Genomic DNA, 23,884 nt, shown 5'->3' with positions numbered 1-23,884 from the left:
TTATTTTTGCTTAAAACTACAATATTTTGTAGTTGCACGCATTCTTTGTCTGTGGTTTTCGTTGGTGGTAATGAAAATGTTGTTTGCTTTTTCTCAGGTGTTTTGACTTATGACTTAAAGTCATAAAATATGCGACGCTAATACAACTACAGAAAAATGGTATATATGGATATCGACGATATTTGTTGATTTTTATTTTAAATTGCGTGGCGGTTCAGAGCGGATATATATATCACCATACCATCATCTGTTTTTCTGAAGTTCAGATTAGTTTTAACACACTGTTTTCCATCTTCGTTGATTACAACAGTCTTTTTAATGTATTTACGAATGGCATCATTCGACGTTCTAACGGATTTAGTCGATGGTGGGGTAATTAATAAAACATTTGCTGTAATCAAAAACGGTAATGTCTTCAATTGATAGAAGTTTCTGGTAATCTACTGGTATTTAAGGTTTTCCATGGCTACCGTTACTGTTCATTGTCCGCGCTGTAATTCCGATAAAGTTTATCGACATGGTCGTAGTTGTTCCCAGCATGAGCGTTTCCGTTGTCGTTCATGTAAACGTGTTTTCCAGCTCACTTACTCTTATGAAGCCAGAAAACCCGGCTTTAAGGAGCTGATCGTTGAAATGGCGCATAATGGCACAGGGGCCGTGATATCGCCAGAACACTGAAAATCAGCATCAATACCGTCATACGGACATTAAAAAGCTCTCGCCCCAGCGGATAACATCTGCGTCAGTCAGCTCACGCTGATGTTGCCCTTATCTGTGAACTTGATGAGCTGTGGAGCTTCGTTGGCAACAAGGCGCAACAACACTGGCTCTGGTATGCATAGAACACTAAAACTGGCGGTGTGTTGGCTTACACTTTCGGGCCACGGAATGATGAGGCCTGTCGGGAATTGTTAGCCCTGTTGACTCCGTTCTGTATCGGCATGGTGGCCGCGATGACTGGGGCAGCTACGCCAGAGAAGTGCCGAAGGAGAAATACCTGACCGGCAAAATCTTCACGCAACGTATTGAACGTAACAACTTGACCCTCCGCACCCGCATCAAGCGGCTGGTAAGTAAAACAATCTGCTTCTCGCGTTCCGTTGCAATCCACGAAAAAGTCATCGGTTCCTTCATTGAAAAGCACATGTTCTACTGATTGGAAGCACTACCCAACGTTCAACTTATCATCATAAGTATAAAAATCACAAAATGGGAGGTAAGAGTCTTTACCTGGATTGTCTCGAAATGCAAAGTGTGCTTGCTTTACAACTAAATCTGGGGGTATCTAATGATTGCGTAATAGTTTTTTTATATACATATCAATGTCTTGCTTTTTACAATCTGTTTATATTATCCATTTTAAATCAATAGGTTACACATCGTTAATACCTTCCTTATTTTTTGATTGGGACAGATTTGGGACCGATGGGTTCAGGATCGAATCTATTTACCGTGCGTGTTCGGTAAGGTGATTAGGTGCGAGATGAGCATATCGACGAACCATTTCGAGAGTTTCCTATCCGCTCATTTTTAAGTGCAAGCAGGGAAACACCGGACCAAACCAATCAGCTGTTCGAAAATGGCAAGCGGATTAATATGCCATGGCGGCTTTGAGCCGCACGCATGGGGTGTGGCAAGCCTGATGGATGTTACTGTGCTTGTGGTGGCGTCTTTGCTGGTCTGGTTGTTGGTTAATCGCGAAAATCATTATGCCTGAGGAATACCACAGGACGTTCAGGTTTTGCATAAAAAAGCCCACCATTAAGGTGGGCAAAAGGAATGATTTATATTCTCTGAGAGAAACATTACATTTCTCCTTGTCACTTCTAACATAAAAATATGGAGAAATAATGGAGCTTATATTAATTGGCGATTAGGTAACCATGTGGTTATACAAAACAATACAGTTCTTTACATTTGCCTTGTTTTATGAATACTCCTAAAGAGGTGTATAACATAATGGTACAAGCAGGGTAGATATGAATATATTTGAACAAACTCCACCAAACCGCAGACGTTATGGTCTTGCTGCATTCATTGGGCTGATTGCTGGCGTTGTTTCCGCATTTGTTAAGTGGGGGGCAGAAGTTCCATTGCCACCACGTAGTCCGGTTGATATGTTTAATGCAGCGTGTGGTCCGGAATCATTAATCAGGGCTGCAGGCCAAATTGATTGCTCCCGTAACTTTCTCAATCCTCCGTACATTTTTCTTCGGGATTGGTTGGGACTGACAGATCCAAATTCGGCTGTTTATACCTTCGCCGGGCATGTCTTTAACTGGGTTGGTGTAACGCACATAATCTTTTCGATAGTTTTTGCCGTTGGTTACTGTGTGGTCGCCGAAGTATTTCCGAAAATTAAACTTTGGCAGGGCTTACTGGCAGGTGCTTTAGCGCAACTTTTTGTTCATATGATTTCATTCCCTCTCATGGGACTTACACCACCTCTCTTTGATCTTCCGTGGTATGAGAATGTCTCTGAAATTTTTGGACATTTAGTCTGGTTCTGGTCTATTGAAATTATTCGCAGAGATTTACGAAACAGAATTACCCATGAGCCAGATCCTGAGATCCCTTTAGGCTCAAATAGATAATGCTTTGAATGATAAAAATGGCGCAAATATAGCGCCATTTTTATAGGTTAAAAACGTTGCTTTTCATATTCTGATGCGGACAGTCAGTGATCATATCGCGCTACTTCAGGATGATGTAGATCCGGAGAACGCTACAGAAGAAGAGGCATTGTTGCTGGAAAATGGAAGAAGTTTCAGGTTTTGTTGTCCCTGAAAAACGAAGCCCCGCTATTACAGCTGGCGGGGCAATGCAATTAATTATTGTATATTTATAACGGTGTTAGCCCGTATTTAGCTCTTGCACGATTGCAAGCCTCATTGACTTCTCCGTTCTCACCAGACATGGCGAATTCTCTGCATGTGGACGATCGATTTTCATATATCGTGCAGCAGGCATTTTGGCCCGGTGTTCCTGCAAGGGCAATACATCGGGGATTTTTCTGATTAGTACCGCTCATGCATCGGTGAAAAGGGGATATTTGTTCAGTGAGCCTGGCGGGAATGGTACCGCCAGCATCGTCGGCTTCGGCCCAGTAAAAAGAGATGCGGAAAAATGCACAACAGGCACCACACGTCATGCATGGATTCAGATTGCTCATAATTCACCAGTACAGCTATAAATCGTAAAGAGAACTGCGGTACGTCGTATGCAGGGACGTATCGCGGTTGGCTGGTGTACTTTCGATAGTGTGAGTATTGAATGATTTCCAGCCGTTACCGATTTTACGTCCTAATTAGTGAAGAAACCACTCGTTAGCAGGCCGCCTGGTACCTTTCCGTGTCTCCTGAACACTGTGGTGTGCATATGAGAAAGCTCATCGGTGACATTGACGATCGCTTCCACATCATTTAAACGATTTTTGAGTCTCTGAGGTGGAATTCTTCCCTCGTCCGATGGATAAGTCTTAGTCCGCCGAAGGGGGCTTAGCCGGACAGGAATCGCTAATCTTAATGAATTTGTCGTTATAGACCAGATAGTGATTCCCCGGCTGACGTAACTCAGGCTGATGAACCACGTCTCCCGGACGTAGATACCAGGCATCGCCTTCCTCTTCGGTCGAATCACATCCTGGTTTAATCAGTAGCTTAAACCACGTGTTGCCGGTGTTACTTACCGTTCCGGTCACCTGATCGAAGGACCATTTAAACTGAACCTGACGTGGTCGTACTACCAGAATGGTATCCATCACCACCACCGGCTCCGTGCTGACCTCACCGCCGCTTGGGCTGCGTTTTGTCAGGTTACGAGTGGGGACCTCGCGAAATGAGACCCGGTAGTAGCGCTCGCGGTTATCCCGTGGACCATGATAGTAAAATTTAAAATACTCGCTCTCACCAGCCTGCAACGCCAGCTGGCGGGGGGCGAAAAGTAGTTCACCATCCACCGGTCGGGTGCGCAATTCACTGCTGCCCGGGCTATCAATAGCACTGATGGCAATACGGTATATCCGTGCGCTTTTGTTGTTATTCACGACACGTTTGCTGACAAAGTCAGTCTCGGACGGCAGTGAAAAAGTCAGATTGCCGACCGAAATCGCCTGTGTCAAAGGTGCCGCCAGCATACAGACCACTGTCAGCAGGGCCTTAGTTAATGTTACGCCACGTCGCCTGAACATGAATCTCTCCTGAAGCGCTGACTTCGCCAAACCAGCCGTTATCATCTACCGTACGCAGAGAAATGGCGTTATCCATTGGAATCGAAAATTTGACTGTGGTCTTATCCATCTGCCCCACTTCGCCAGAGATATCAGTCCACGGTGTGGTCAACCACAGCGCATCGGTCATATCCCGCCAGCTATCATCGCACCCGGCATCGTAGGTTTTTGTAGCTCCGTTGCGGGTAATAAAGGAAAGTGTCGCCGGGAACGGTACTTTCGCCTTACCGTCATCGGAGCTGAAGACACAATAGGAGCGCCCGCCAATCACCTGCGCGGGTCCGGTCACCTTGATCAGCACTTCGTCGGCAGCTGTTTTACCGCTGGTGGTTACGATATAGCCGAAATCGAGTGCCGACTCGCCGCTGCCAACATATCCCTCCCGCGACGGTGTCTGAGTATATTCATCGGAGATAATACTGATGCTGAAATCACGGGGTTTGATAATCAGCGTGTTGGAGGTAGAAAATTCATACCAGCCAGACTCCGGTGATGTGGTGTTCTGAAAGCGAAAGTTGAATAGATCTTTGGTGTTGATATCGCTGATCCCGAGGTTCACCATCTGCTTAAAGAAGTTGCTCGAGAAGAACACATAGATCGAGTCTGCGCTCTTCATCTCGTTGAAGGTGTAGTAATAGGCAGTATTGCTCACCGGTTTCCATGAACTGCCATTCAGACTGAACTGCATATCGTACGCCCCGACGGCCGAGGCTAACGACGAGTTGGCGATCGCCGGGAATATATGGATTGAGGTGTTGCTGAGTCCGTTCGTTTGCAGGGTATAGTTAACCATCTTACAACTTAATCCTGAACGGCTGCCGATGGTTTGCGTCCGGCAGTCGGCATTCCCTTCGCCCAGAGTCGGTACTCCGTCGCTGTTGATAAATACTTCCGCCAGCGAGTGGGTATTTATCAACCGCAGATTTGCTGCTTTCGTATGGGTGACGTTGCGAACATACCAGTTGCCGGAGGCCTGATCCTTACAGCGTGCGCCGCTGCTGGCGTCATAGTTCACAGAGGTCTGGCAGGCATTGATGGTCATTGTAAAGCTGCTGCCGACGGGCATTTGTTGCAGATACTGGTAAAACGCGTCTGACAACATGCCGTGCATCCATTTCGCGCCGCCGCTGGTCACCGTCGCGCCATAAAATCCACTGGCGTCGGTGGTTTGCGGCAGGATAAGACTGGTGGTCATATTACACCCTGCGTACCAGTTGATGCAGCGCAAGCCAGTTAAAGGAGATGAAACTGGTGAATTTTCCAGCCACATATCAAACTTCCAGTTGGTATAAAGGCCGGTGTTGTAACCGTTATCAATGTAGCCGAGGCTTTGCTGATAGATGGTTCCTGAACCATTGTATTTTAAACCGGTCCAGCGGTTGGCACCGGTCAGGCGCGGATCCAGCGCCCCGCCAGGAGTGACGAAAAAGTTGTCGTCTGAGTTGTTTTCGACAAACACAAACTCGCGTGCCGGAGCATCCGCCCAGGTTGTTTTGCTCACTGCCGCTCTGAGCGCGGTTGCAGGCCAGATTAGCGCAAAGATTATCATCGCTATCAGTAGGTTAACTCTCATTCTCTTCTCCTGTCTGCGTCACCGCCGCCCACGATGAGAGGCCGCTGCAGACCACATCACCGACCCAGACGGCACCGCGCGCCTGGTTGAGTTCCAGTGCCACTTCGCAGGTTTTATTGCCACTGTAGCGAAAATCGATAGTGGGGTATTTCTTATCCACGTCCATGACAAACTCGCCGTTTTCATCGGTTCGGGTTCGGCCGATATGGTTGTTAATCCGTGCGTTAGCCAGTAGTGTGCCGTCTTCCGCACGGATACGACCGGAGACGGTAACCATCTGCTTCACCTCTGGCTCAATGACAGCGACATTGCCTGGATAGAGAGTCAGATGACTTTTGCGACCGCTGACGATATCGTAACTGTCGAGTGAGTTTTTGCTGTTCTGCAACTCCACCTCATATCTTCCATAGGGAGAGAGCGGGAGATAGTTACGCTTGCCGTTAAGCGGGAAAATCCGCCCGTTGATTTTGGCGCTGATCTGACCATCGTTCTCCAGGCCAGTGTCGAATATCACCCCAGCGTTGCCATCGGTCCGCCCGCTGGCAGCGATGTTTTTACCCTGCCAGCCGACGCTGCCGTTGGCGGTCAAATTGGTATTGATGTAGCCGTCCGCCGCGCTATTGACGTTCAGCGTTCCGCTGGCGTAACGAGCGTCGAACTGTGCATACGCCCCACCGCTGAGGGTTTTGTCATCACCGGTATCGCCGGAGATGGCTCGTGACAGATTGGCACCAACAGTGCGAATGGTTCCTTCATCAAACTGTTTGCGTGCTGACAGGTTTGCCATGGTGTAGCCGTTTTGATGGGTCATCCCTGCGCTAAACCAGTTGCCCAGTGGTAGCGAGAGATCGAGAGCGATATATTTCCCTGTATTGGCGCTGCTGTCGCCGTTGTTATAGCGCTGAATACCGGCCCGCAGGCCAAGCGAACCAAAGGTACCGCTGTAGACACTTTGATAGTAATCTGCCGTGTAATAATGGCTGTTGTAGCGGCGGTCATCATTGTAGCTGATGCTGAACGTACCCAGCTTCGACCACAGTGAGTTCAGGTTGAGTGTGCCGCCGATTGCACGGTTGTCGGCATCGCTACGTCGCAATTGATTGCCAATGCGGGTTTTTTCCTGGTTAACCCACAGCGAACTGAAGCCTCCAGGTAGAGTGGCGCTGATGCCGGCGATGTTGCTCCATGAGCTGTCACTGGCCAGCATGTTTTGCAGGTTAACGTTGATCGCCCCCCCAAGCGGCAGCGTCAGACGGGTTTCACCCACCGCCTGATTATCGTATCCATATCCCGTTGCCGCCCAGCTAAACGTACTCAGTGAGCCGGAGGTCGAGGCACCTGCCAGCCAACTCTCTTTGGCTGGTCGCGTCTTTTTCCCGTTTTCCGACCAGCGATCCATATGAAAGCTACCGCCCCATATCTGCCACGCCAGCGGTGCACCGACGCCACGTCCCCGGCTAAACAGCTTATTGACCCGCTGGGTGCGTTTGCTGATCACGCGACCGTTAACGATTACCTCAACTTCCACATCGTAAATACCGTACGGTAGACCCCGGGTATCCACTTCATGATTGCCCATGGTGAAGTTCTGAACGCTTAGTAGTCGCCCATCACGGGTGAGATGTACTTCGCCCGCCGCCGGTAAAAAGGCGATCACTGGCGTGGCCGATTGGCTGCTGTCGAAGATGGTGGAGCTGGCCTGGTTTCCCCAGGAAAGGCCGTAAATCTTCCCTGCTGAAATGGCGGTCATCGGCCCTAAGGACTGCAAGTTCCAGGTGTCGAGCATTCCACCGGCAAATCGGTGACCAGCAAAATCGCGTTCATACATCGCTTTATATAATTCACTGTCCTGTTGACCGCTACCAATCCCGTACAGTGAGCCGTCGAGCACCACGTGATGTTCGCGCAGCGCAGTAACGTTATTCAGCGACAGATAGCTGGAGGTGTTGCTCCCGCCGTTACGCAACTGGTTGTTATAGACGCCGAAGTTATAGCTCAGATTACTGCTGAGGGTGTTAACACTGGACTGCCCGATGTCTTCGCTACGTGAGCGTAGTACGGTGCCCAGCGCTTCGCGCTTGACCACCAGCTGCAGCAGCAGTTGGCGCAAGCTGAGATCCAACTGCGCGTTGTCAGTCAGGGGGATGGTAAGGGCCTCATTGAACGGGGCGTTGGCCAGAGTCGTCAGCTGCTGTCGAGTTTGTTCGCTGACACTGGCGTTATCTTCACTCTCTTCCAGCTGTATTTTTCGGATGCGTAACTGTCCATCATCCAACCAGATAAAAGCGCTGCCGATTCGCTGATCGTCCTGGCGACCCTGGCTACCGGCGAGATGAATATAGAGCGGGACGCTCATGCCGTCCTGAAGCGCCTGACTGAAGGCCTGCGGAATAATCACCCCACCTATTTGCTGCGCACTTATGTCAGCAGCGCTGGCATCGGGCTGAACGAACAAAAAGACCATGCCGAAGGCAAACTGGGCTTTCAGTCCTGGGGAGAACCGTCGTAAAGGCATTGTCGTTATCCATCTGCACAGCTATCTATTTCACGGGAATGAACTTATCACCCTGCCAAAGTGCAACCCGTCCTTTGTTATCCGCCGTGTCCACGCGGGTAAAACGACGCGACTTGCCCGGCATCAGGTAGTAATTCTCTTTACACTCCTTACCATTGGCGGCTTTCAGGCAGGGGCCGTAGGCGAGGATCCGCAACGTCGCATTTCCTGTATTTGTCAGGGAGCCGTTGGCGTACTGAAAGTGGTAGTTCGCCTGGCGGGGTGCGACGACCAGAATGGTGCCGATGCGGGCGGAAGCAGTGGCCACAGCGCTACGGTTGGCATTATCGCGCTGCGCATCACTGAGGGCCTGATCAAACCAGACAATGCGGTAGTAGCGCTCTTTTTCATCTGCTGGTCCCTTATAGAAGAAGCGGATCACTTCGCTGGCTTGGGCGGGTAGCAGCAAGCTGGCGGGAGTGAGTAGCAACTCATCCGGCTTGTCCATTGCGATAACCTGCCCGTCGTCAAGCGGTGAAGAGAGCCGTTCGAGACGGATATTGATGAGGCGGCCACTGTCGGTACTGTTTTGGATCGTTTTGCTCAGCGTGCTGCTGTCACTGTTCATAAACGATGATATATCGCCGACATCCAGCGCCTGGGCCGGTGATATTCCGGAAAACAGCAGAGCGAGAGGCAGAAGGTGCTTTTTCATAACAATTCCGTCCAGGAATAAAGCAGGGGGGTACCCCTGCTGGTACATCAGAGAGATTAACTGGTCCAGGTAGCGTCGAACTGTACGCTAACGTCGCCGCTCCAGATGCCTTCCGGTAGAGTGCTGTAATCGGTTACTGCGGTGGTACCATTGGTGGTGCCGCTGATGATGGAGAAAGTGAAACCATCCTGTGCGGTGGTACGATTGCTGGCATTGTAACCGTTAGCCAGTGGGCTAAGGTTGCCGCCCAGTACGCCGTTGGCGGTATCGATCATCACGGTATCGCCAGTTTTTTCGACTGCCGCGCCGTTATAATCCACGCCCACATTCAGTGTGGAACCTGAGGTATCCAACTGGGTTAAGGTGTTGGTGATAAGGCGTGAGGTCAGTTTAAAGGCGGTAGCCGTTGAGTCACCCTCGATAGCCACGTCAAATAGACCTTTTTGTGAGTTAAAACCTTTAATGCCTTCGGCATACTGGAACGCCAGGCTACCGAGTGGCGTCACAACCAGCTTACTGGTGGTGTCTTTTTTGGCTGTTGCTGACCAGGTCGCTACAGCCTGAGCTGTTACGTCAGCAGCCTGCGCTACACCTGTACCGGTAAACACCGTTACCAGAGCTATTGCCAGAACCTTTTTTTTCATTGCTTTTCTTCCCGAGTTGAATTGAGGACATGAAGTCCCGGTGAGTCATTTTTTAAAACTAACTTGCCTGGAGTTTACTGAACCAACTTATATAATTTTGAGTACAGCTTGGCCTCTGCATTCCGCCGATGGGTATACACTGTCTTCACACTACAATTTTCAATTCTGGCAATCGATTTAGGCAGCATTCCCTGAGCCGTCATGCGGATAATTTCCATTTCCCGGTCAGTGATTTTATCTTTCTTAATATCTTTTCTCAGGAACCTGCCATTAATCACATAGGCCAGTTCTTTTCTAATATCACGACTCAGTCCAGCGTATACCACGCCCCTAATATTGCTGTTGTAATACCAATAATTTGCTAAGGCTTCTGACTTTCTGGCCGCAATCAATACGACCTGTTTCCCCTTTACCGCGGATAACCACTCATTATCACGGTTTATAAACTCAGTTAAAGAATCCGTATTGAGATTGATAAACACGAAATCTTTTCTGATTTTCTCCAGCGATAGATAAATTAATCTGTCGATATCCACAATCAGTTCAGATAGTCCTTTATAGAAGTAGGCGTCATGGGGAGACCAGATGTATTTATCAGAACGGTTTTGACATTCCATATGGTTTTTAACCTCATAGTCCCTGCTGTAATCATTTTGCCATGTCACTACTTTCCAAACCTGTAATTTTTACAGGTACATTCAGTTTCTTTAGTAAATCGGAAGTAAATAAGATACGTAGCACATATCAATATAGGTTAAACGAGATTAAGTTTTAATTATTTCGATTAGGTTTAAATTTATGTTTTTTTCCTGATGAGTGTCAATATGTGAACAGAAAATGAATTCCATGGTTAAGTCAATATTTACAAAAAATGAAAATATTGCTTTTTTGATAAGAAGAAAAAGACATTCAGTTTCATAAGGTTATTGGCAATATAACGTTCAATTCTTACTTGCATTTTATATTAGCCAGGAACTTTGCCCTGAGGTGTTAGGAATAGTCTTAATGTGTTGTGTAATGGACTAGTAAAAAAACAAGTTTAAATGATAAGAAATAGAATATAAAACTATCATAAGTCATAATTAAAGATGATTTGCCAATCAGTAAGGTGTTTTAATGGATTAACATGCCGCACAAAATGGTTATGGGTGTTCATCCCAATAAGTGATGAAAAATTAAACAGGTGTAAGTACGTCATCTGTCCGGTAAGCCCCCCAAGAGCCAAATTAAGTGAAGTTAAACGAAGACTGCCAGTTGTCACAGGAACGATGGCCTCTTTGCCAGGGCACTGCATTCAGTCATCTGTACGCGTTACTCTAACTGGCACTCGAACGTCGGCGATGGGGTTACCGATGGATCTGGCCGTTCCTGTGGCGTAAACGTTTTTATGTCAGTACCAACAGATTTACCACATTTATCATCTTAACAGTTTGAGTGTAAATGCAGGCTGCGTCGCAAAGGGAGGAAACTGAGTGGCGTGTTCAGTCTAAAATAGAGTTGATGCCAGCATACAGGGCGCAGCTGGTCAACAAGTCAACATTAATATAATGGAATATTCGGAGAGAAACGTCAGGCAGTTGACCTTAAATGAACAGGAAGATACATCCCCAGGAAAATTAATGCTGGTGTAATAAATACACCAACATTAATCCGGTCTGATTATTAATCAGACAAATATCGTTAATTCGTCGAATTTTAAATCAACGTTTTTTCTTACGACCCTGAACGGCCTTAAAACGTGGATTAGATTTACAAATCACATACAGCCGTCCTTTTCGCTTCACAATCTGACAGTCTGGATGGCGTTCTTTTGCGGTACGCAGAGAGTTAAGGACTTTCATCATGCCCCCTTTTTCGTGCTAACAAAACGACCAAAACGTTGGGTGAACCGTGCAACATTTCCTTCTGATGCCACTGTTCTCAGCTTCCCTGTATAGAACGGGTGCGATTTCGAAGAGACATCAATTGTTACGTACGGATACGTTACGCCATCCAGCTCAATCTCACGGTCTGTTTTGATAGTCGAGCCGATTTTAAAGTACTCATCAACGCTGGTGTCGTGGAACACCACAGTACGATACTCAGGATGGATATTGGGTTTCATCATTTTTACCTGTTATGTTATAACATAACCGTAAAGATACATGCTCATCCGGATCATTTCAACACCCAATCACTGTGACTATTTGTGGGATGTGGAATTTCCGCAACGGGGAAGTCTGGCATTGTTAGCAGCCATTGGCGACGCTCCCATAAACGCCTGGATGAGTGATTGATGATGGTTTCGCTGAGAGTATGGATTTTTCGAGAATGGAGGCTATCTCCACTTTACTGGCCGATGATTTATTGCAGCATGATTGATTACCTGACAATGTGTATTCCTCTCCCACGGATATAATAATTACTTACAAAAAAGGGAGAGGATGCATATTTTAAATATCACTGAAGTGAACAGTTTATTGCCGTTATTAATAGAAATGGAGAAATAAATAGGCGTATTCTACAATTGCGACAAAAACAACGATATTAATCAGTTTATGACTGATTTGCTGTACTTTATTCTCTTTCATTGGTACTTCCTCGCTTTAAAAAAGAGTGCACTTCGTAAGTGCCCTTATATAAATAACGAGTTTGGTCAACCAATTTTTTGACATGTATCACAAATTTGAATAGATGTATTACATCGGCTATCTTTTATTGCCCCAATGTCATTGATATATGTCGCCTGAAATCAGTTACGGGAATGAGTCTGATCTCAAGACTGGCCCAGTCCTGGCGTTGATTGGCGCTGAGGAGCATATCGCATCTCATCGTAACGTCGTATCTCCTGGGGTGTTATACAAGATATCGTTGTAGGTAACCAGGGAGAGGAATTGAGTCTATTAAACCGTCAACTATGCCGGATACATACTGGATTACACTGCAGGCACGCCTTACGAGAGAACGTGCCGCAGTGACGGGTTAATTATCTGAAAGAATTTGCGAGGCTGTATCGGTTACTCATTGATTTGATAGTTTTACTCTCGGGAGAGTAATCGATATTTAATCCATTAACGGAAACCAGCCAGTTCCTTTCGATGCCTGAATTTGATCCCATAGTTTATCCGGAATGGTTAATTCAGGAACGCGTTGTGGATTAAGGGCTGTTTGAATTTCATGACTTCTACCTGATTCAGCTAAAGTCACCCATTCTGGATTTATCACCAGCCCTTTACCGATCGCAACAAGTGGCAGGCCAGCGGAAATTGCTTCTTGAGCCTGAGACGGTGTGCGTATTTTACCTGCGGCGATTACCGGCACTCTGCCTGCAATATGATTTAAAATCAATTCAATAGTTCGGGGGCCATTTGGCGACTCAACAGGGTAGCTATCGTTAATACTGACCAGCGAGGTATGTATATACGAAATACCGGATGAAATGAGCCGATCAAGGAGTTTATAAGTATCCTCTATCCGCAGCCCCCCTGTTACAGATTCTTCAGGAGATATTCTGTAACCGATAGCAAAGGGCTTTGTCGCATATTCATAGACTACATTTTTTACTTCCTGTAATACGGCCAGCGGGAAGCGCATACGTCCTTCAAGATCTCCTCCCCATCGGTCATTACGCTGGTTAAATAGAGGGGAGAAGAAATTCTGCAGAAGGAATCCGTGCGCACCATGAAGTTCAACGCCATCAAAACCTGCTTTAATCGCCCTTTTTGTGACATCTCCGAATGCTCTAATGGTTTCCTGAATTTCGTTTTCAGTCATTTCCCTGCTTTGTACCACTCTCTTCATAAAGTCACCAGATTTTACGCTTGATGCGCTGGCACTAATAACATCGTTATTTGGCACAAGCTCCGGGATGGCTTTATTACCGGCGTGGAAAATCTGCAAAATAGCCGGAGCACCGCCACTTTTGGCTGCAGCTGCTAACTTTTCAAGGCTGTTAATGAAACGGTCGTCATACGCGGCAAATTCATGAGTAAACCCAATGCCGCTTGGCGTGACATAGGTACATCCTGTTATTACTAAACCAACATTTTGTGAGCGACGTTTATAAAATTCGAGTTCTTGCTCAGAGATGGTTCCATCAGGATTAGCTGACCAGGTTGTCATAGGAGCCATAACGATACGATTACGTAGCTTTATTTTTTCTGTCAGCATAAAAGGAGAAAACAATGATGGGTGTTTATTTGTCATAACAATACCTCAAATGTTTATCTGATTTTAATGCGTATAATCTTAATAAGTTGAGTTGCTGCTTTTTGATGCTTTTTTCTTTAATAGAATTCTTTTTGAGTAATTTCATTATTGTCGTGTAGTCAATAAAGGATAAATGTCAGGGAGATAATGAATCTCCCTGCAAGGTTATTACAAATGTGTTTTGTAAAAAGGAATTAATTTATCGAGCGCCTGTTTCACAGGTTCTGGCTTATCATACAGGTCGTAATGTGAATAACCTTCAACCACGACCAGTTCTTTATGTTTTGAGGCTGCACGACCAATAATTTCGCAGCCGTCACGATAGGCACCAAAAGCGCCCACTCTATCGCCCACTACAACCATTAGTGGTTGAGTTAACAGGACTTCTGCAAGATGAAAAGCATCCCAGCCCACGGCAACAGTCTGATGTGAAAATAGCGAACGATTTACCCCATTAGGCGCACAGCCTCGTGGCGAACGATAATATTCTGTTGCTTCAAAAAGGTCTATTTCTGTTAATCCCGCTTCAAGAGCTGCTTCCGGAGAAGAAGGGAGCAAATCATCTACGCGAAGTTTTGCGCCGTTAGCTTCGTCTGTTCTTTGTTGCGCCATTGCTTCGAGTGCTCCGATAGGATTAAACGCTGTAAATCCCTCACGCATAAGACGCCCGTAGTTTGCACCCGTGACAGTACCAATGGCTTTAATCCGACGTTCTGTCATTGCGGCATTAATGGCATATCCACCTCCACCACAAATACCCAGTACACCAATACGCCCGGCATCAACGTAAGGTAAGGTGGTAAGGTAATCAACGACAATGCTGAAGTCTTTTACTCGCATTGTTGGATCTTCCAGATAACGCGGTTCTCCACCGCTGCTTCCCTGAAAACTGGCATCAAAAGCAATGACGATAAAGCCAGCTTTTGCCAGGGCGGCACCATACACACTACCCGATGTCTGTTCTTTGCAGCTTCCAATTGGATGGGCACTGATAATGGCAGGATACTTTTTTTCACTATTAAAATCGTCAGGGAAATAGATATCAGCAGCTATATCCCAGTAAGTGTGTTTTATCGAAACAGTTTTCATTTCAAGCTCCAGGGATTTGCCTAAACAGATTTAAATATCATTTCTATTATCCGCAACTGGCATTCGTGTTCATATCGCGAACGGCGTAATAGTATGACTTGTATTGGTTATCATCAATGGTCTAATATCTATCACAGTGTTAAGTTAAGGTTTACAATGATGAAAATAGAGCCTTCAATTTTGCCTTCTCTTGCCTGGTTTGCGCTGATTGTTCGTGCCGGCAGTTTTTCCAGAGCAGCCTCTGAAATGGGTATTACGCGGGCCGCATTGTCCCAGAATTTAAAATCTCTTGAGGAACGTCTTAACACCAAGCTGATATACCGTACGACCCGCAATATGTCGCTTACTGAGGAAGGACAGCATCTGTATGAAGTGCTGGTGTCGGCTTTGGGGCAAATTGATGATGCGTTGAAAGATGTCGGTGATACCCAACTTGAACCTACAGGACTGTTGAGAATAAATTCCTCCCGTGTTGCAGCAAGGATGCTTGTTGAACCTCATATTGGCGAGTTTCTTACTCGTTACCCCAAAACAAAGATAGAACTCATTATGGATGACGGTTTATCTAACATTATTGCGGACGGCTGTGATGTGGGCATACGTCTTGAGCAAGGACTGGATGAGCATATGACTGCCGTTCCTGTTTCTCCGCTTATTAAACTGGTTACTGTGGCATCGCCAGATTATTTAAAAGAACACGGTATTCCTGAAACTCCTCAGGAATTGAGTAACCATAATTGTCTTCGGTTGCGGCATAAAAGTAGCGGTGCACTCTCAGCATGGGAGTTTTCGAATGTTGTGGGGGGTAATGAAGAGTTCGAAATAGAGGTGTCAGGTAAGTATATTTCTAATGATGACGAAAGCATGATACGAATGGCGCTGAATGGAACGGGTATCATTCAACATCTGGATTTTGCAATCGCTGAACATATCAATGCGGGCAAGTTACAGCCGATTCTTGAGGATTGGGCCGTTTCATTTCCTGGATTTTATATATATGTTTCATCACGGGTGAGAATGCCCTCTAAAGTTCGTGCTTTTATTGATTTTATGGTGGAGAAAAGAGTAAAAATAGAAAGTTAATGATGTGTGTCAGAATATCGGTAAGAAGAATGGCGCAATCGTGAGGATACGTTTATTCATAATAAATCTCCTGAAAGTTTAGAATTATTTTCGATACAGCCAGATTATCATTGTTACTAATAATGTGGTTAAAATAATAGCATCTATGCCCCCCTTCATGAGTGTCTGTGAAGAGGATGCTTCTACAAGGAAATCGCCAATGCTCAAAGAAAACTTCAACGAACTGCAAATCTTTCTTGTGGTGGCAAGAGAGCGAAGTTTTACCAAAGCAGCGGGCAAACTCGGCGTCTCTCAGTCTGCACTTAGCCATGCAATGAAGGCTCTGGAGGAAAGGCTCAATATCCGCCTCCTGACACGGACTACCCGCAGTGTGGCTCCCACAGAAGCGGGGGAGAGAATCATTGCCTGCCTTGAACCGCGTATTGACGAGCTTGAACAGGAACTGGAATCACTTATTCAATTGAACGGCATGCCCTCCGGGAATATTCGGTTATCTGCCGGGGAACATGCCGCGCGAAGTCTGGTCTGGCCGAAGCTAAAACCTTTTCTCAGAGAGTATCCCGAAATCAATGTCGAACTGGTGGTGGATAATGGTTTTGTCGATATTGTTGAAGGCCGTTTTGATGCCGGGATACGACTGGGTGAAAATGTTGATAAAGATATGGTTGCAGTCAGGATTGGACCAGATATGCGGATGGCTGTGGTGGGAGCTCCGGCGTATTTTGCTGCAAACCCTGCGCCTGAAACGCCTCATGAGCTACAAAATCATCGCTGCATCAACATGCGTTTGCCAACTGCCGGTGGGCTTTACCACTGGGAGTTCGAGCGAGAAGGGAAACCGCTTCGCGTTAAGGTTGATGGGCAACTGACGTGTAGTCCATTGCCAGAAAGAATTGATGCCGCGTTATCAGGGTTTGGGATCGCTTGTGTCCCTGAAGACATGGTTCAGGAGTATATAGAGTCAGGCAAGCTTATTCAGGTGTTACAGGAGTGGTGTCCAACTTTTCCTGGGTATTATCTTTACTACCCCAGCCGCAAGCAGCATCCGCCAGCTTTTGCGTTGTTGATCGATGCGCTTCGCTACACCGAATAACGGGTCCTTTATCCTGGACCCGTTTGGGTATTAGCGGCCTACGCGTGCCTGATGTTCAGGCGAGTAACGTTCACCGACGATTTTAATTGTTTCCAGCGCCTCGCTTATCTGCTGCGTATCTTTCTGCGAAAGAACAATGTCAGCAGCGGCCAGGTTTTCTTCCAGCCGGTGCAGTTTAGTGGTGCCAGGGATGGGAACAATCCACGGCTTTTGTGCTAATAGCCATGCCAGTGCGATTTGTGCAGACGTTACCCCTTTCTCCGCAGCCAGTTCACCTAACAAGGTGACCAGTTTTTCATTGGCTTCAATGGCTTGTGCTGCGAAACGCGGTACGGTGCTGCGGTAATCATCTTTGCCGAAAGTGGTTCCCGGCTTAATCGCCCCTGTCAGGAAACCTTTACCTAGTGGGCTGAAGGGGACAAAACCAATTCCCAGTTCCTCAAGCAACGGCAGAATTTCCTGTTCAGGCTCACGCCACCACATGGAATATTCGCTTTGCAGGGCGGTGACAGGTTGTACCGCATGTGCACGACGAATGGTTTGTGCTCCTGCTTCAGACAGGCCGAAATGTTTGACCTTACCTTCTGCGATGAGGTCTTTCACCGTTCCTGCAACATCTTCAATAGGAACATCTGGATCAACACGGTGTTGATACAGCAGGTCAATAACATCTGTTTTCAGACGACGTAATGATCCTTCAACGGCTTCACGGATATGTTCCGGACGGCTGTTTAAAATCTGCTGCTTATTATCATTGCCGAAGGTAAAACCGAATTTAGTGGCAATTACCACGCGGTCACGAAACGGTTTTAAGGCTTCGCCGACCACTTCTTCATTCAGATACGGACCATACACTTCGGCGGTATCGAAGAAGGTGACGCCACGTTCAACCGCAGCACGAATAAGTTCGATAGCCTGACGGGTATCGGTCGCCGGGCCGTAGCCGTGGCTTAAGCCCATGCAACCGAGCCCAAGGGCGGAGACTTCGAGTCCGGATTTACCCAGATAACGTTTTTGCATTGAATGAATACCTCTTTTATCGCGGCTTAAACATCAAGTTTGCGGCCAGTCAGCCATTCCACCATTGCGGGATCGCGGTGAGAGAAGAACGCGCTGGTTGCGGTATCCAGGGCGGTAATTTGCAGCATATCTTCAGGGCTGAGTTCAAAATCGAGAATGTTGATGTTCTCTTCCATGCGTTCTTTTCGCACTGATTTTGCCAGTGAAACAATGCCTCGTTGGTAGATCCAGCGCAGAACAACCTGGCCCACGCTTTTGCCATACTTCTCGCCAATTGCCGTGAGAACAGGATGCTGGAACAGACCATTTTTCCCTTCCGCAAACGGTGCCCAGGCTTCTGGCTGAATGCCACGACTTTGCATCCAGGGAACGGCCTGTAGCTGCTGATTGAAAGGGTTAACTTCAACCTGGTTTACCGCCGGAACGACGTTATTAAAAGCGATAAGGTCTGCCAGTCGGTCAGGATGGAAGTTACTGACGCCAATAGCGCGAATTTTACCGGCCTGTTGCAGCTCTTCCATGGCACGCCAGGCTCCGTGGACATCGCCATATGGCTGGTGAATCAAGTACAGGTCAACGTAATCAAGTTGCAGTCGATTCAGAGAGCGTTCGAACTGGGCTTTGGCCCCTTCGTAACTGGTATCCTGCAACCAGAGTTTCGTGGTGACAAAGAGTTCGTTACGGGCGATACCGCTTTGTTTCAGTGCGTTCCCGACCTGGATTTCATTTTGATAAGAGGCGGCGGTGTCAATCAGTCGATAACCGCTGTTAATAGCGTCAATGACCGCTCTTTCGCATTCGGCGGCATCGGTCATCTGAAATACACCAAAGCCCAACAGGGGCATTTCAATACCGTTGTTCAGTTTTACTTTTTGCATGGTGTTATCCTTCCGTTATCGTTCATGAGAAGCATAACGTAAAGGGAAGAGCTCGATTAGACGGCAGGATTTGTCAGGGGTTATGAACAAAATTCATAAATCTGTTTGAGGGTTGAGATTAGTCGTGCAAGTTCGATATCCCCGGAATTTACAGTCCGATGAATAAAAATGAATGTCCATAAAAAATATATTGGTTTATCCCAGCGTATATACTTACTTCGACGTACTCCCAATAGCAGTTAATTAAAGGCGGGTCATTATTATTCACTCTGAATAATGAATTATTCACTGCCCGCAGAGTAAGAAATATAACTTAAGTATCTATTTAATGACTTGCACAAAAAGCTAAATTTTTACCCATAAATAAAAATATAATCCCGCGCCCAACCACCTGATGAGTGGCTACAGACACTGGATATATTAGGTGGCGGTGTACTTTCTTACATAAAGGTATTTCCTTTTCTGTGGAAAAGGAAACCGGGAAATCCCCGGTTTTTCTGACAAGCAGACGCCATTATTTGTGTCTGCCTATGTTCGTTAATTCGTTCATCAGGAAATTATCTCAATGTCACGTTATAAAACAGACAATAAACAGCCACGATTTCGTTATTCAGTTCTGGCCCGCTGCGTGGCGTGGGCAAATATCTCTGTTCAGGTTCTTTTTCCACTCGCAGTCACCTTTACGCCAGTAATGGCAGCACGTGCGCAGCATGCGGTTCAGCCACGGTTGAGCATGGAAAATACTACGGTAACTGCTGATAATAACGTGGAGAAAAATGTCGCGTCGCTTGCCGCTAATGCCGGGACATTTTTAAGCAGTCAGCCAGATAGCGATGCGACACGTAACTTTATTACCGGAATGGCCACCGCTAAAGCTAACCAGGAAATTCAGGAGTGGCTCGGGAAATACGGTACTGCGCGCGTCAAACTGAATGTCGATAAAAAATTCTCGCTGAAGGACTCTTCGCTGGAAATGCTTTATCCGATTTATGATACACCGACAAATATGTTGTTCACTCAGGGGGCAATACATCGTACCGACGATCGTACTCAGTCAAATATTGGTTTTGGCTGGCGTCATTTTTCAGAAAATGACTGGATGGCGGGGGTGAATACTTTTATCGATCATGATTTATCCCGTAGTCATACCCGCATTGGTGTTGGTGCGGAATACTGGCGTGATTATTTGAAACTGAGCGCCAATGGTTATATCCGGGCTTCTGGCTGGAAAAAATCGCCGGATGTTGAGGATTATCAGGAACGCCCGGCGAATGGCTGGGATATTCGTGCTGAGGGCTATTTACCTGCCTGGCCGCAGCTTGGCGCAAGCCTGATGTATGAACAGTATTATGGCGATGAAGTCGGGCTGTTTGGTAAAGATAAACGCCAGAAAGATCCACATGCGATTACCGCTGAAGTGAATTACACGCCAGTGCCTCTTCTGACCCTGAGTGCCGGGCATAAGCAGGGCAAGAGTGGTGAGAATGACACTCGCTTTGGCCTGGAAGTTAATTATCGGATTGGCGAACCTCTGGAAAAACAACTCGATACAGACAGCATTCGCGAGCGTCGAATGCTGGCAGGCAGCCGCTATGACCTGGTTGAGCGTAATAACAATATCGTTCTTGAGTATCGCAAATCTGAAGTGATCCGTATTGCTCTGCCTGAGCGTATTGAAGGCAAGGGCGGCCAGACGGTTTCCCTGGGGCTTGTGGTCAGCAAAGCAACTCACGGTCTGAAAAATGTGCAATGGGAAGCGCCGTCTTTGCTGGCCGCAGGCGGAAAAATTACGGGGCAGGGCAATCAGTGGCAAGTGACGCTCCCGGCTTATCAGGCAGGCAAAGACAATTATTATGCGATTTCAGCGATTGCCTACGATAACAAAGGCAATGCCTCGAAACGTGTGCAGACAGAAGTGGTTATTAGCGGAGCTGGTATGAGCGCCGATCGTACGGCGTTAACGCTTGACGGTCAGAGCCGTATTCAAATGCTTGCTAACGGTAATGAGCAAAAGCCGTTGGTGCTGTCTCTGCGCGACGCCGAGGGGCAGCCAGTCACGGGCATGAAAGATCAGATCAAGACTGAACTAACCTTCAAACCGGCTGGAAATATTGTGACTCGTACCCTGAAGGCCACTAAATCACAGGCAAAGCCAACACTGGGTGAGTTCACCGAAACTGAAGCAGGGGTGTATCAGTCTGTCTTTACTACCGGAACGCAGTCAGGTGAGGCAACGATTACTGTTAGCGTTGATGACATGAGCAAAACTGTCACTGCAGAACTGCGGGCCACGATGATGGATGTGGCAAACTCCACCCTGAGCGCTAACGAGCCGTCAGGTGATGTGGTTGCTGATGGTCAGCAAGCCTACACGCTGACACTGACAGCGGTGGACTCCGAGGGTAATCCGGTGACGGGAGAAGCCAGCCGCCTGCGACTTGTTCCGCAAGACACTAATGGTGTAACCGTTGGTGCCATTTCGGAAATAAAACCAGGGGTTTACAGCGCCACGGTTTCTTCGACCCGTGCCGGAAACGTTGTTGTGCGTGCCTTCAGCGAGCAGTATCAGCTGGGCACATTACAACAAACGCTGAAGTTTGTTGCCGGGCCGCTTGATGCAGCACATTCGTCCATCACACTGAATCCTGATAAACCGGTGGTTGGCGGTACAGTTACGGCAATCTGGACGGCAAAAGATGCTAATGACAACCCTGTAACTGGCCTCAATCCGGATGCACCGTCATTATCGGGCGCAGCTGCTGCTGGTTCTACGGCATCAGGCTGGACGGATAATGGCGACGGGACCTGGACTGCGCAGATTTCTCTCGGCACTACGGCGGGTGAATTAGACGTTATGCCGAAGCTCAATGGGCAGGACGCGGCAGCAAATGCGGCAAAAGTAACCGTGGTGGCTGATGCATTATCTTCAAACCAGTCGAAAGTCTCTGTCGCAGAAGATCACGTAAAAGCCGGTGAAAGCACAACCGTAACGCTGGTGGCGAAAGATGCGCATGGCAACGCTATCAGTGGTCTTTCGTTGTCGGCAAGTTTGACGGGGACCGCCTCTGAAGGGGCGACCGTTTCCAGTTGGACCGAAAAAGGTGACGGTTCCTATGTTGCTACGTTAACTACAGGCGGAAAGACGGGCGAGCTTCGTGTCATGCCGCTCTTCAACGGCCAGCCTGCAGCCACCGAAGCCGCGCAGCTGACTGTTATTGCCGGAGAGATGTCATCAGCGAACTCTACGCTTGTTGCGGACAATAAAACTCCAACGGTTAAAACGACGACGGAACTCACCTTCACCGTGAAGGATGCGTACGGGAATCCGGTCACCGGGCTGAAGCCAGATGCACCAGTGTTTAGTGGTGCCGCCAGCACGGGGAGTGAGCGTCCTTCAGCAGGAAACTGGACAGAGAAAGGTAATGGGGTCTACGTGTCGACCTTAACGCTGGGATCTGCCGCGGGTCAGTTGTCTGTGATGCCGCGAGTGAACGGCCAAAATGCCGTTGCTCAGCCACTGGTGCTGAATGTTGCAGGTGACGCATCTAAGGCTGAGATTCGTGATATGACAGTGAAGGTTAATAACCAACTGGCTAATGGACAGTCTGCTAACCAGATAACCCTGACCGTCGTGGACAGCTATGGTAACCCGTTGCAGGGGCAAGAAGTTACGCTGACTTTACCGCAGGGTGTGACCAGCAAGACGGGGAATACAGTAACAACCAATGCGGCAGGGAAAGTGGACATTGAGCTTATGTCAACGGTTGCAGGGGAACTTGAGATCGAGGCCTCGGTGAAAAACTCTCAGAAGACGGTCAAGGTGAAATTCAAGGCGGATTTCAGTACCGGTCAGGCGAGCCTGGAGGTAGACGCCGCTGCTCAAAAAGTGGCAAACGGCAAAGATGCCTTTACGCTGACGGCAACGGTTAAGGATCAATACGGCAACCTTCTTCCTGGCGCTGTGGTCGTCTTTAATCTGCCTCGGGGCGTCAAACCGCTTGCAGACGGTAATATCATGGTGAACGCCGACAAGGAGGGTAAAGCGGAACTGAAAGTGGTTTCCGTGACTGCCGGAACCTATGAGATCACGGCGTCAGCAGGAAATGACCAGCCTTCGAATGCGCAGTCTGTAACGTTTGTGGCTGATAAGACTACGGCGACCATCTCCAGTATTGAGGTGATTGGCAACCGTGCAGTGGCGGACGGCAAAACCAAACAGACGTATAAAGTTACGGTGACTGATGCCAATAACAACCTGCTGAAAGATAGCGAAGTGACGCTGACTGCCAGCCCGGAAAATTTAGTTCTGACTCCCAATGGGACGGCGACAACGAATGAGCAAGGGCAGGCTATTTTCACCGCCACGACCACTGTCGCAGCGACATATACACTCACGGCGAAAGTGGAACAGGCCGACGGTCAGGAATCGACGAAAACTGCCGAATCTAAATTCGTCGCGGATGATAAAAACGCGGTGCTCGCTGCATCTCCAGAGCGTGTAGATTCTCTGGTGGCGGACGGGAAGACTACTGCAACACTGACGGTTACTCTGATGTCGGGTGTCAACCCCGTAGGAGGAACCATGTGGGTCGACATTGAGGCTCCGGAAGGGGTGACAGAGGCGGATTATCAGTTCCTGCCGTCGAAAAATGACCATTTCGCGAGCGGGAAAATCACGCGTACATTTAGTACCAACAAGCCAGGTACATACACATTCACATTCAACTCTTTGACATATGGAGGGTATGAAATGAAACCAGTGACTGTGACAATTAACGCCGTTCCTGCAGATACTGAAGGCGCTGAGGAGAAATAAAAACGACGATGTAATAAATAATAATGGCGTTGACATGCGCAGCGCCATTATTTACTGAATACC

The 23,884-nt window shown here is 47.6% G+C and carries 20 protein-coding genes and 3 pseudogenes; 8 read left to right on the top strand and 15 right to left on the bottom strand.

Going from position 1 to position 23,884, the window contains the following annotated elements; translation table 11 throughout:
• The first annotated feature begins 462 nt into the window (after positions 1-462).
• A pseudogene (locus tag HBM92_RS18835) lies at positions 463-1,156 on the top strand (IS1 family transposase).
• Between the two features lie 216 nt (positions 1,157-1,372).
• Here the strand turns inward: HBM92_RS18835 and HBM92_RS18830 are convergent.
• Positions 1,373-1,516: pseudogene (locus HBM92_RS18830) on the bottom strand (integrase); the annotation flags it as partial.
• 63 nt (positions 1,517-1,579) lie between these two features.
• On the opposite strand from HBM92_RS18830, the gene HBM92_RS18825 reads away from it, so the two are divergent.
• From HBM92_RS18825 to HBM92_RS18815, 3 genes are all read left to right on the top strand, one after another.
• Positions 1,580-1,717 (top strand): hypothetical protein, encoded by a 138-nt coding sequence (locus HBM92_RS18825; RefSeq protein ID WP_000146239.1) that lies wholly within the window; start codon positions 1,580-1,582, stop codon positions 1,715-1,717.
• Between the two features lie 262 nt (positions 1,718-1,979).
• On the top strand, positions 1,980-2,594 hold the full coding sequence (locus HBM92_RS18820; RefSeq protein WP_001019923.1) for a YagU family protein: 615 nt from the start codon (positions 1,980-1,982) through the stop codon (positions 2,592-2,594).
• Between the two features lie 73 nt (positions 2,595-2,667).
• On the top strand, positions 2,668-2,787 hold the full coding sequence (locus tag HBM92_RS18815) for a hypothetical protein (protein WP_001327337.1): 120 nt from the start codon (positions 2,668-2,670) through the stop codon (positions 2,785-2,787).
• 55 nt (positions 2,788-2,842) lie between these two features.
• Here HBM92_RS18815 and HBM92_RS18810 read toward each other — a convergent pair whose 3' ends face one another.
• The 7 genes from HBM92_RS18810 to ecpR form a co-directional block, all read right to left on the bottom strand.
• Positions 2,843-3,172 (bottom strand): YkgJ family cysteine cluster protein, encoded by a 330-nt coding sequence (locus HBM92_RS18810; RefSeq protein WP_001443224.1) that lies wholly within the window; start codon positions 3,170-3,172, stop codon positions 2,843-2,845.
• Positions 3,173-3,478: 306 nt separating this feature from the next.
• Complete coding sequence (ecpE, locus tag HBM92_RS18805) at positions 3,479-4,189, bottom strand: fimbrial chaperone EcpE (protein ID WP_001295798.1); 711 nt, start codon at positions 4,187-4,189, stop codon at positions 3,479-3,481.
• Positions 4,158-5,801, bottom strand: a complete 1,644-nt coding sequence (ecpD, locus tag HBM92_RS18800; RefSeq protein ID WP_001265646.1) for a fimbrial adhesin EcpD — start codon at positions 5,799-5,801, stop codon at positions 4,158-4,160. Before ecpD ends, ecpE begins: the two co-directional genes overlap by 32 nt.
• Positions 5,791-8,316 carry a fimbrial usher EcpC gene (ecpC, locus tag HBM92_RS18795; protein WP_001131117.1) on the bottom strand — a complete coding sequence of 842 codons (2,526 nt, stop codon included), beginning with the start codon at positions 8,314-8,316 and terminating at the stop codon, positions 5,791-5,793. The genes ecpD and ecpC overlap by 11 nt, the downstream gene beginning before the upstream one ends.
• A gap of 25 nt (positions 8,317-8,341) precedes the next feature.
• Entirely contained in the window at positions 8,342-9,010 is a 669-nt protein-coding gene (ecpB, locus tag HBM92_RS18790) for a fimbrial chaperone EcpB (protein ID WP_000716404.1), read from the bottom strand.
• A 56-nt stretch (positions 9,011-9,066) separates the two neighbouring features.
• Positions 9,067-9,654, bottom strand: coding sequence for a common pilus major fimbrillin subunit EcpA (gene ecpA / locus HBM92_RS18785; RefSeq protein ID WP_000730982.1), 588 nt, complete (start codon positions 9,652-9,654; stop codon positions 9,067-9,069).
• Positions 9,655-9,728: 74 nt separating this feature from the next.
• Entirely contained in the window at positions 9,729-10,271 is a 543-nt protein-coding gene (gene ecpR / locus HBM92_RS18780; RefSeq protein WP_000389022.1) for an ECP biosynthesis operon DNA-binding transcriptional regulator EcpR, read from the bottom strand.
• An 823-nt stretch (positions 10,272-11,094) separates the two neighbouring features.
• On the opposite strand from ecpR, the pseudogene ykgL reads away from it, so the two are divergent.
• Positions 11,095-11,320: pseudogene (gene ykgL, locus HBM92_RS18775) on the top strand (protein YkgL).
• Between the two features lie 34 nt (positions 11,321-11,354).
• On the opposite strand, the gene ykgO reads toward ykgL, so the two are convergent.
• The 5 genes from ykgO to HBM92_RS18750 form a co-directional block, all read right to left on the bottom strand.
• Entirely contained in the window at positions 11,355-11,495 is a 141-nt protein-coding gene (gene ykgO, locus HBM92_RS18770; RefSeq protein ID WP_000866436.1) for a type B 50S ribosomal protein L36, read from the bottom strand.
• Positions 11,495-11,758: a type B 50S ribosomal protein L31 gene (locus HBM92_RS18765; RefSeq protein ID WP_000803998.1), complete on the bottom strand. Its 264-nt coding sequence runs from the start codon at positions 11,756-11,758 to the stop codon at positions 11,495-11,497. Before HBM92_RS18765 ends, ykgO begins: the two co-directional genes overlap by 1 nt.
• Positions 11,759-12,122: 364 nt before the next feature.
• Complete coding sequence (ykgR, locus tag HBM92_RS18760; protein ID WP_000662258.1) at positions 12,123-12,224, bottom strand: small membrane protein YkgR; 102 nt, start codon at positions 12,222-12,224, stop codon at positions 12,123-12,125.
• Between the two features lie 472 nt (positions 12,225-12,696).
• A complete protein-coding gene (locus HBM92_RS18755; RefSeq protein ID WP_000182341.1) occupies positions 12,697-13,839 on the bottom strand; it encodes an NADH-dependent flavin oxidoreductase in 1,143 nt (380 codons plus the stop codon).
• A gap of 171 nt (positions 13,840-14,010) precedes the next feature.
• Complete coding sequence (locus tag HBM92_RS18750; protein WP_000860032.1) at positions 14,011-14,931, bottom strand: alpha/beta hydrolase; 921 nt, start codon at positions 14,929-14,931, stop codon at positions 14,011-14,013.
• Between the two features lie 156 nt (positions 14,932-15,087).
• Between HBM92_RS18750 and HBM92_RS18745 the strand changes: the two genes are divergently transcribed.
• Both HBM92_RS18745 and HBM92_RS18740 read left to right on the top strand, forming a co-directional pair.
• Positions 15,088-16,014, top strand: coding sequence for a LysR family transcriptional regulator (locus HBM92_RS18745; RefSeq protein WP_001304867.1), 927 nt, complete (start codon positions 15,088-15,090; stop codon positions 16,012-16,014).
• A gap of 199 nt (positions 16,015-16,213) precedes the next feature.
• Positions 16,214-17,107 (top strand): LysR family transcriptional regulator, encoded by an 894-nt coding sequence (locus HBM92_RS18740; RefSeq protein ID WP_001356933.1) that lies wholly within the window; start codon positions 16,214-16,216, stop codon positions 17,105-17,107.
• A 30-nt stretch (positions 17,108-17,137) separates the two neighbouring features.
• On the opposite strand, the gene HBM92_RS18735 is transcribed toward HBM92_RS18740, so the two are convergent.
• Together HBM92_RS18735 and HBM92_RS18730 are read right to left on the bottom strand one after the other, a co-directional pair.
• Positions 17,138-18,127: an aldo/keto reductase gene (locus HBM92_RS18735; protein ID WP_001172293.1), complete on the bottom strand. Its 990-nt coding sequence runs from the start codon at positions 18,125-18,127 to the stop codon at positions 17,138-17,140.
• A gap of 26 nt (positions 18,128-18,153) precedes the next feature.
• The gene (locus tag HBM92_RS18730; RefSeq protein WP_001174452.1) at positions 18,154-19,005 is read right to left on the bottom strand and encodes an aldo/keto reductase; all 852 of its coding nucleotides are present in this window, start codon (positions 19,003-19,005) and stop codon (positions 18,154-18,156) included.
• Between the two features lie 565 nt (positions 19,006-19,570).
• On the opposite strand from HBM92_RS18730, the gene fdeC reads away from it, so the two are divergent.
• On the top strand, positions 19,571-23,821 hold the full coding sequence (fdeC, locus tag HBM92_RS18725) for an inverse autotransporter adhesin FdeC (RefSeq protein WP_000092538.1): 4,251 nt from the start codon (positions 19,571-19,573) through the stop codon (positions 23,819-23,821).
• The last annotated feature ends 63 nt before the right edge of the window (positions 23,822-23,884 follow it).

It is taken from the genome of Escherichia sp. E.sYA108 (assembly GCF_011754335.1).
In the GTDB taxonomy this organism is placed as follows: domain Bacteria; phylum Pseudomonadota; class Gammaproteobacteria; order Enterobacterales; family Enterobacteriaceae; genus Escherichia; species Escherichia coli.
The sequence above is the reverse complement of the archived record's forward strand: the minus strand, read 5'-3'. Positions and strand labels throughout refer to the sequence as shown.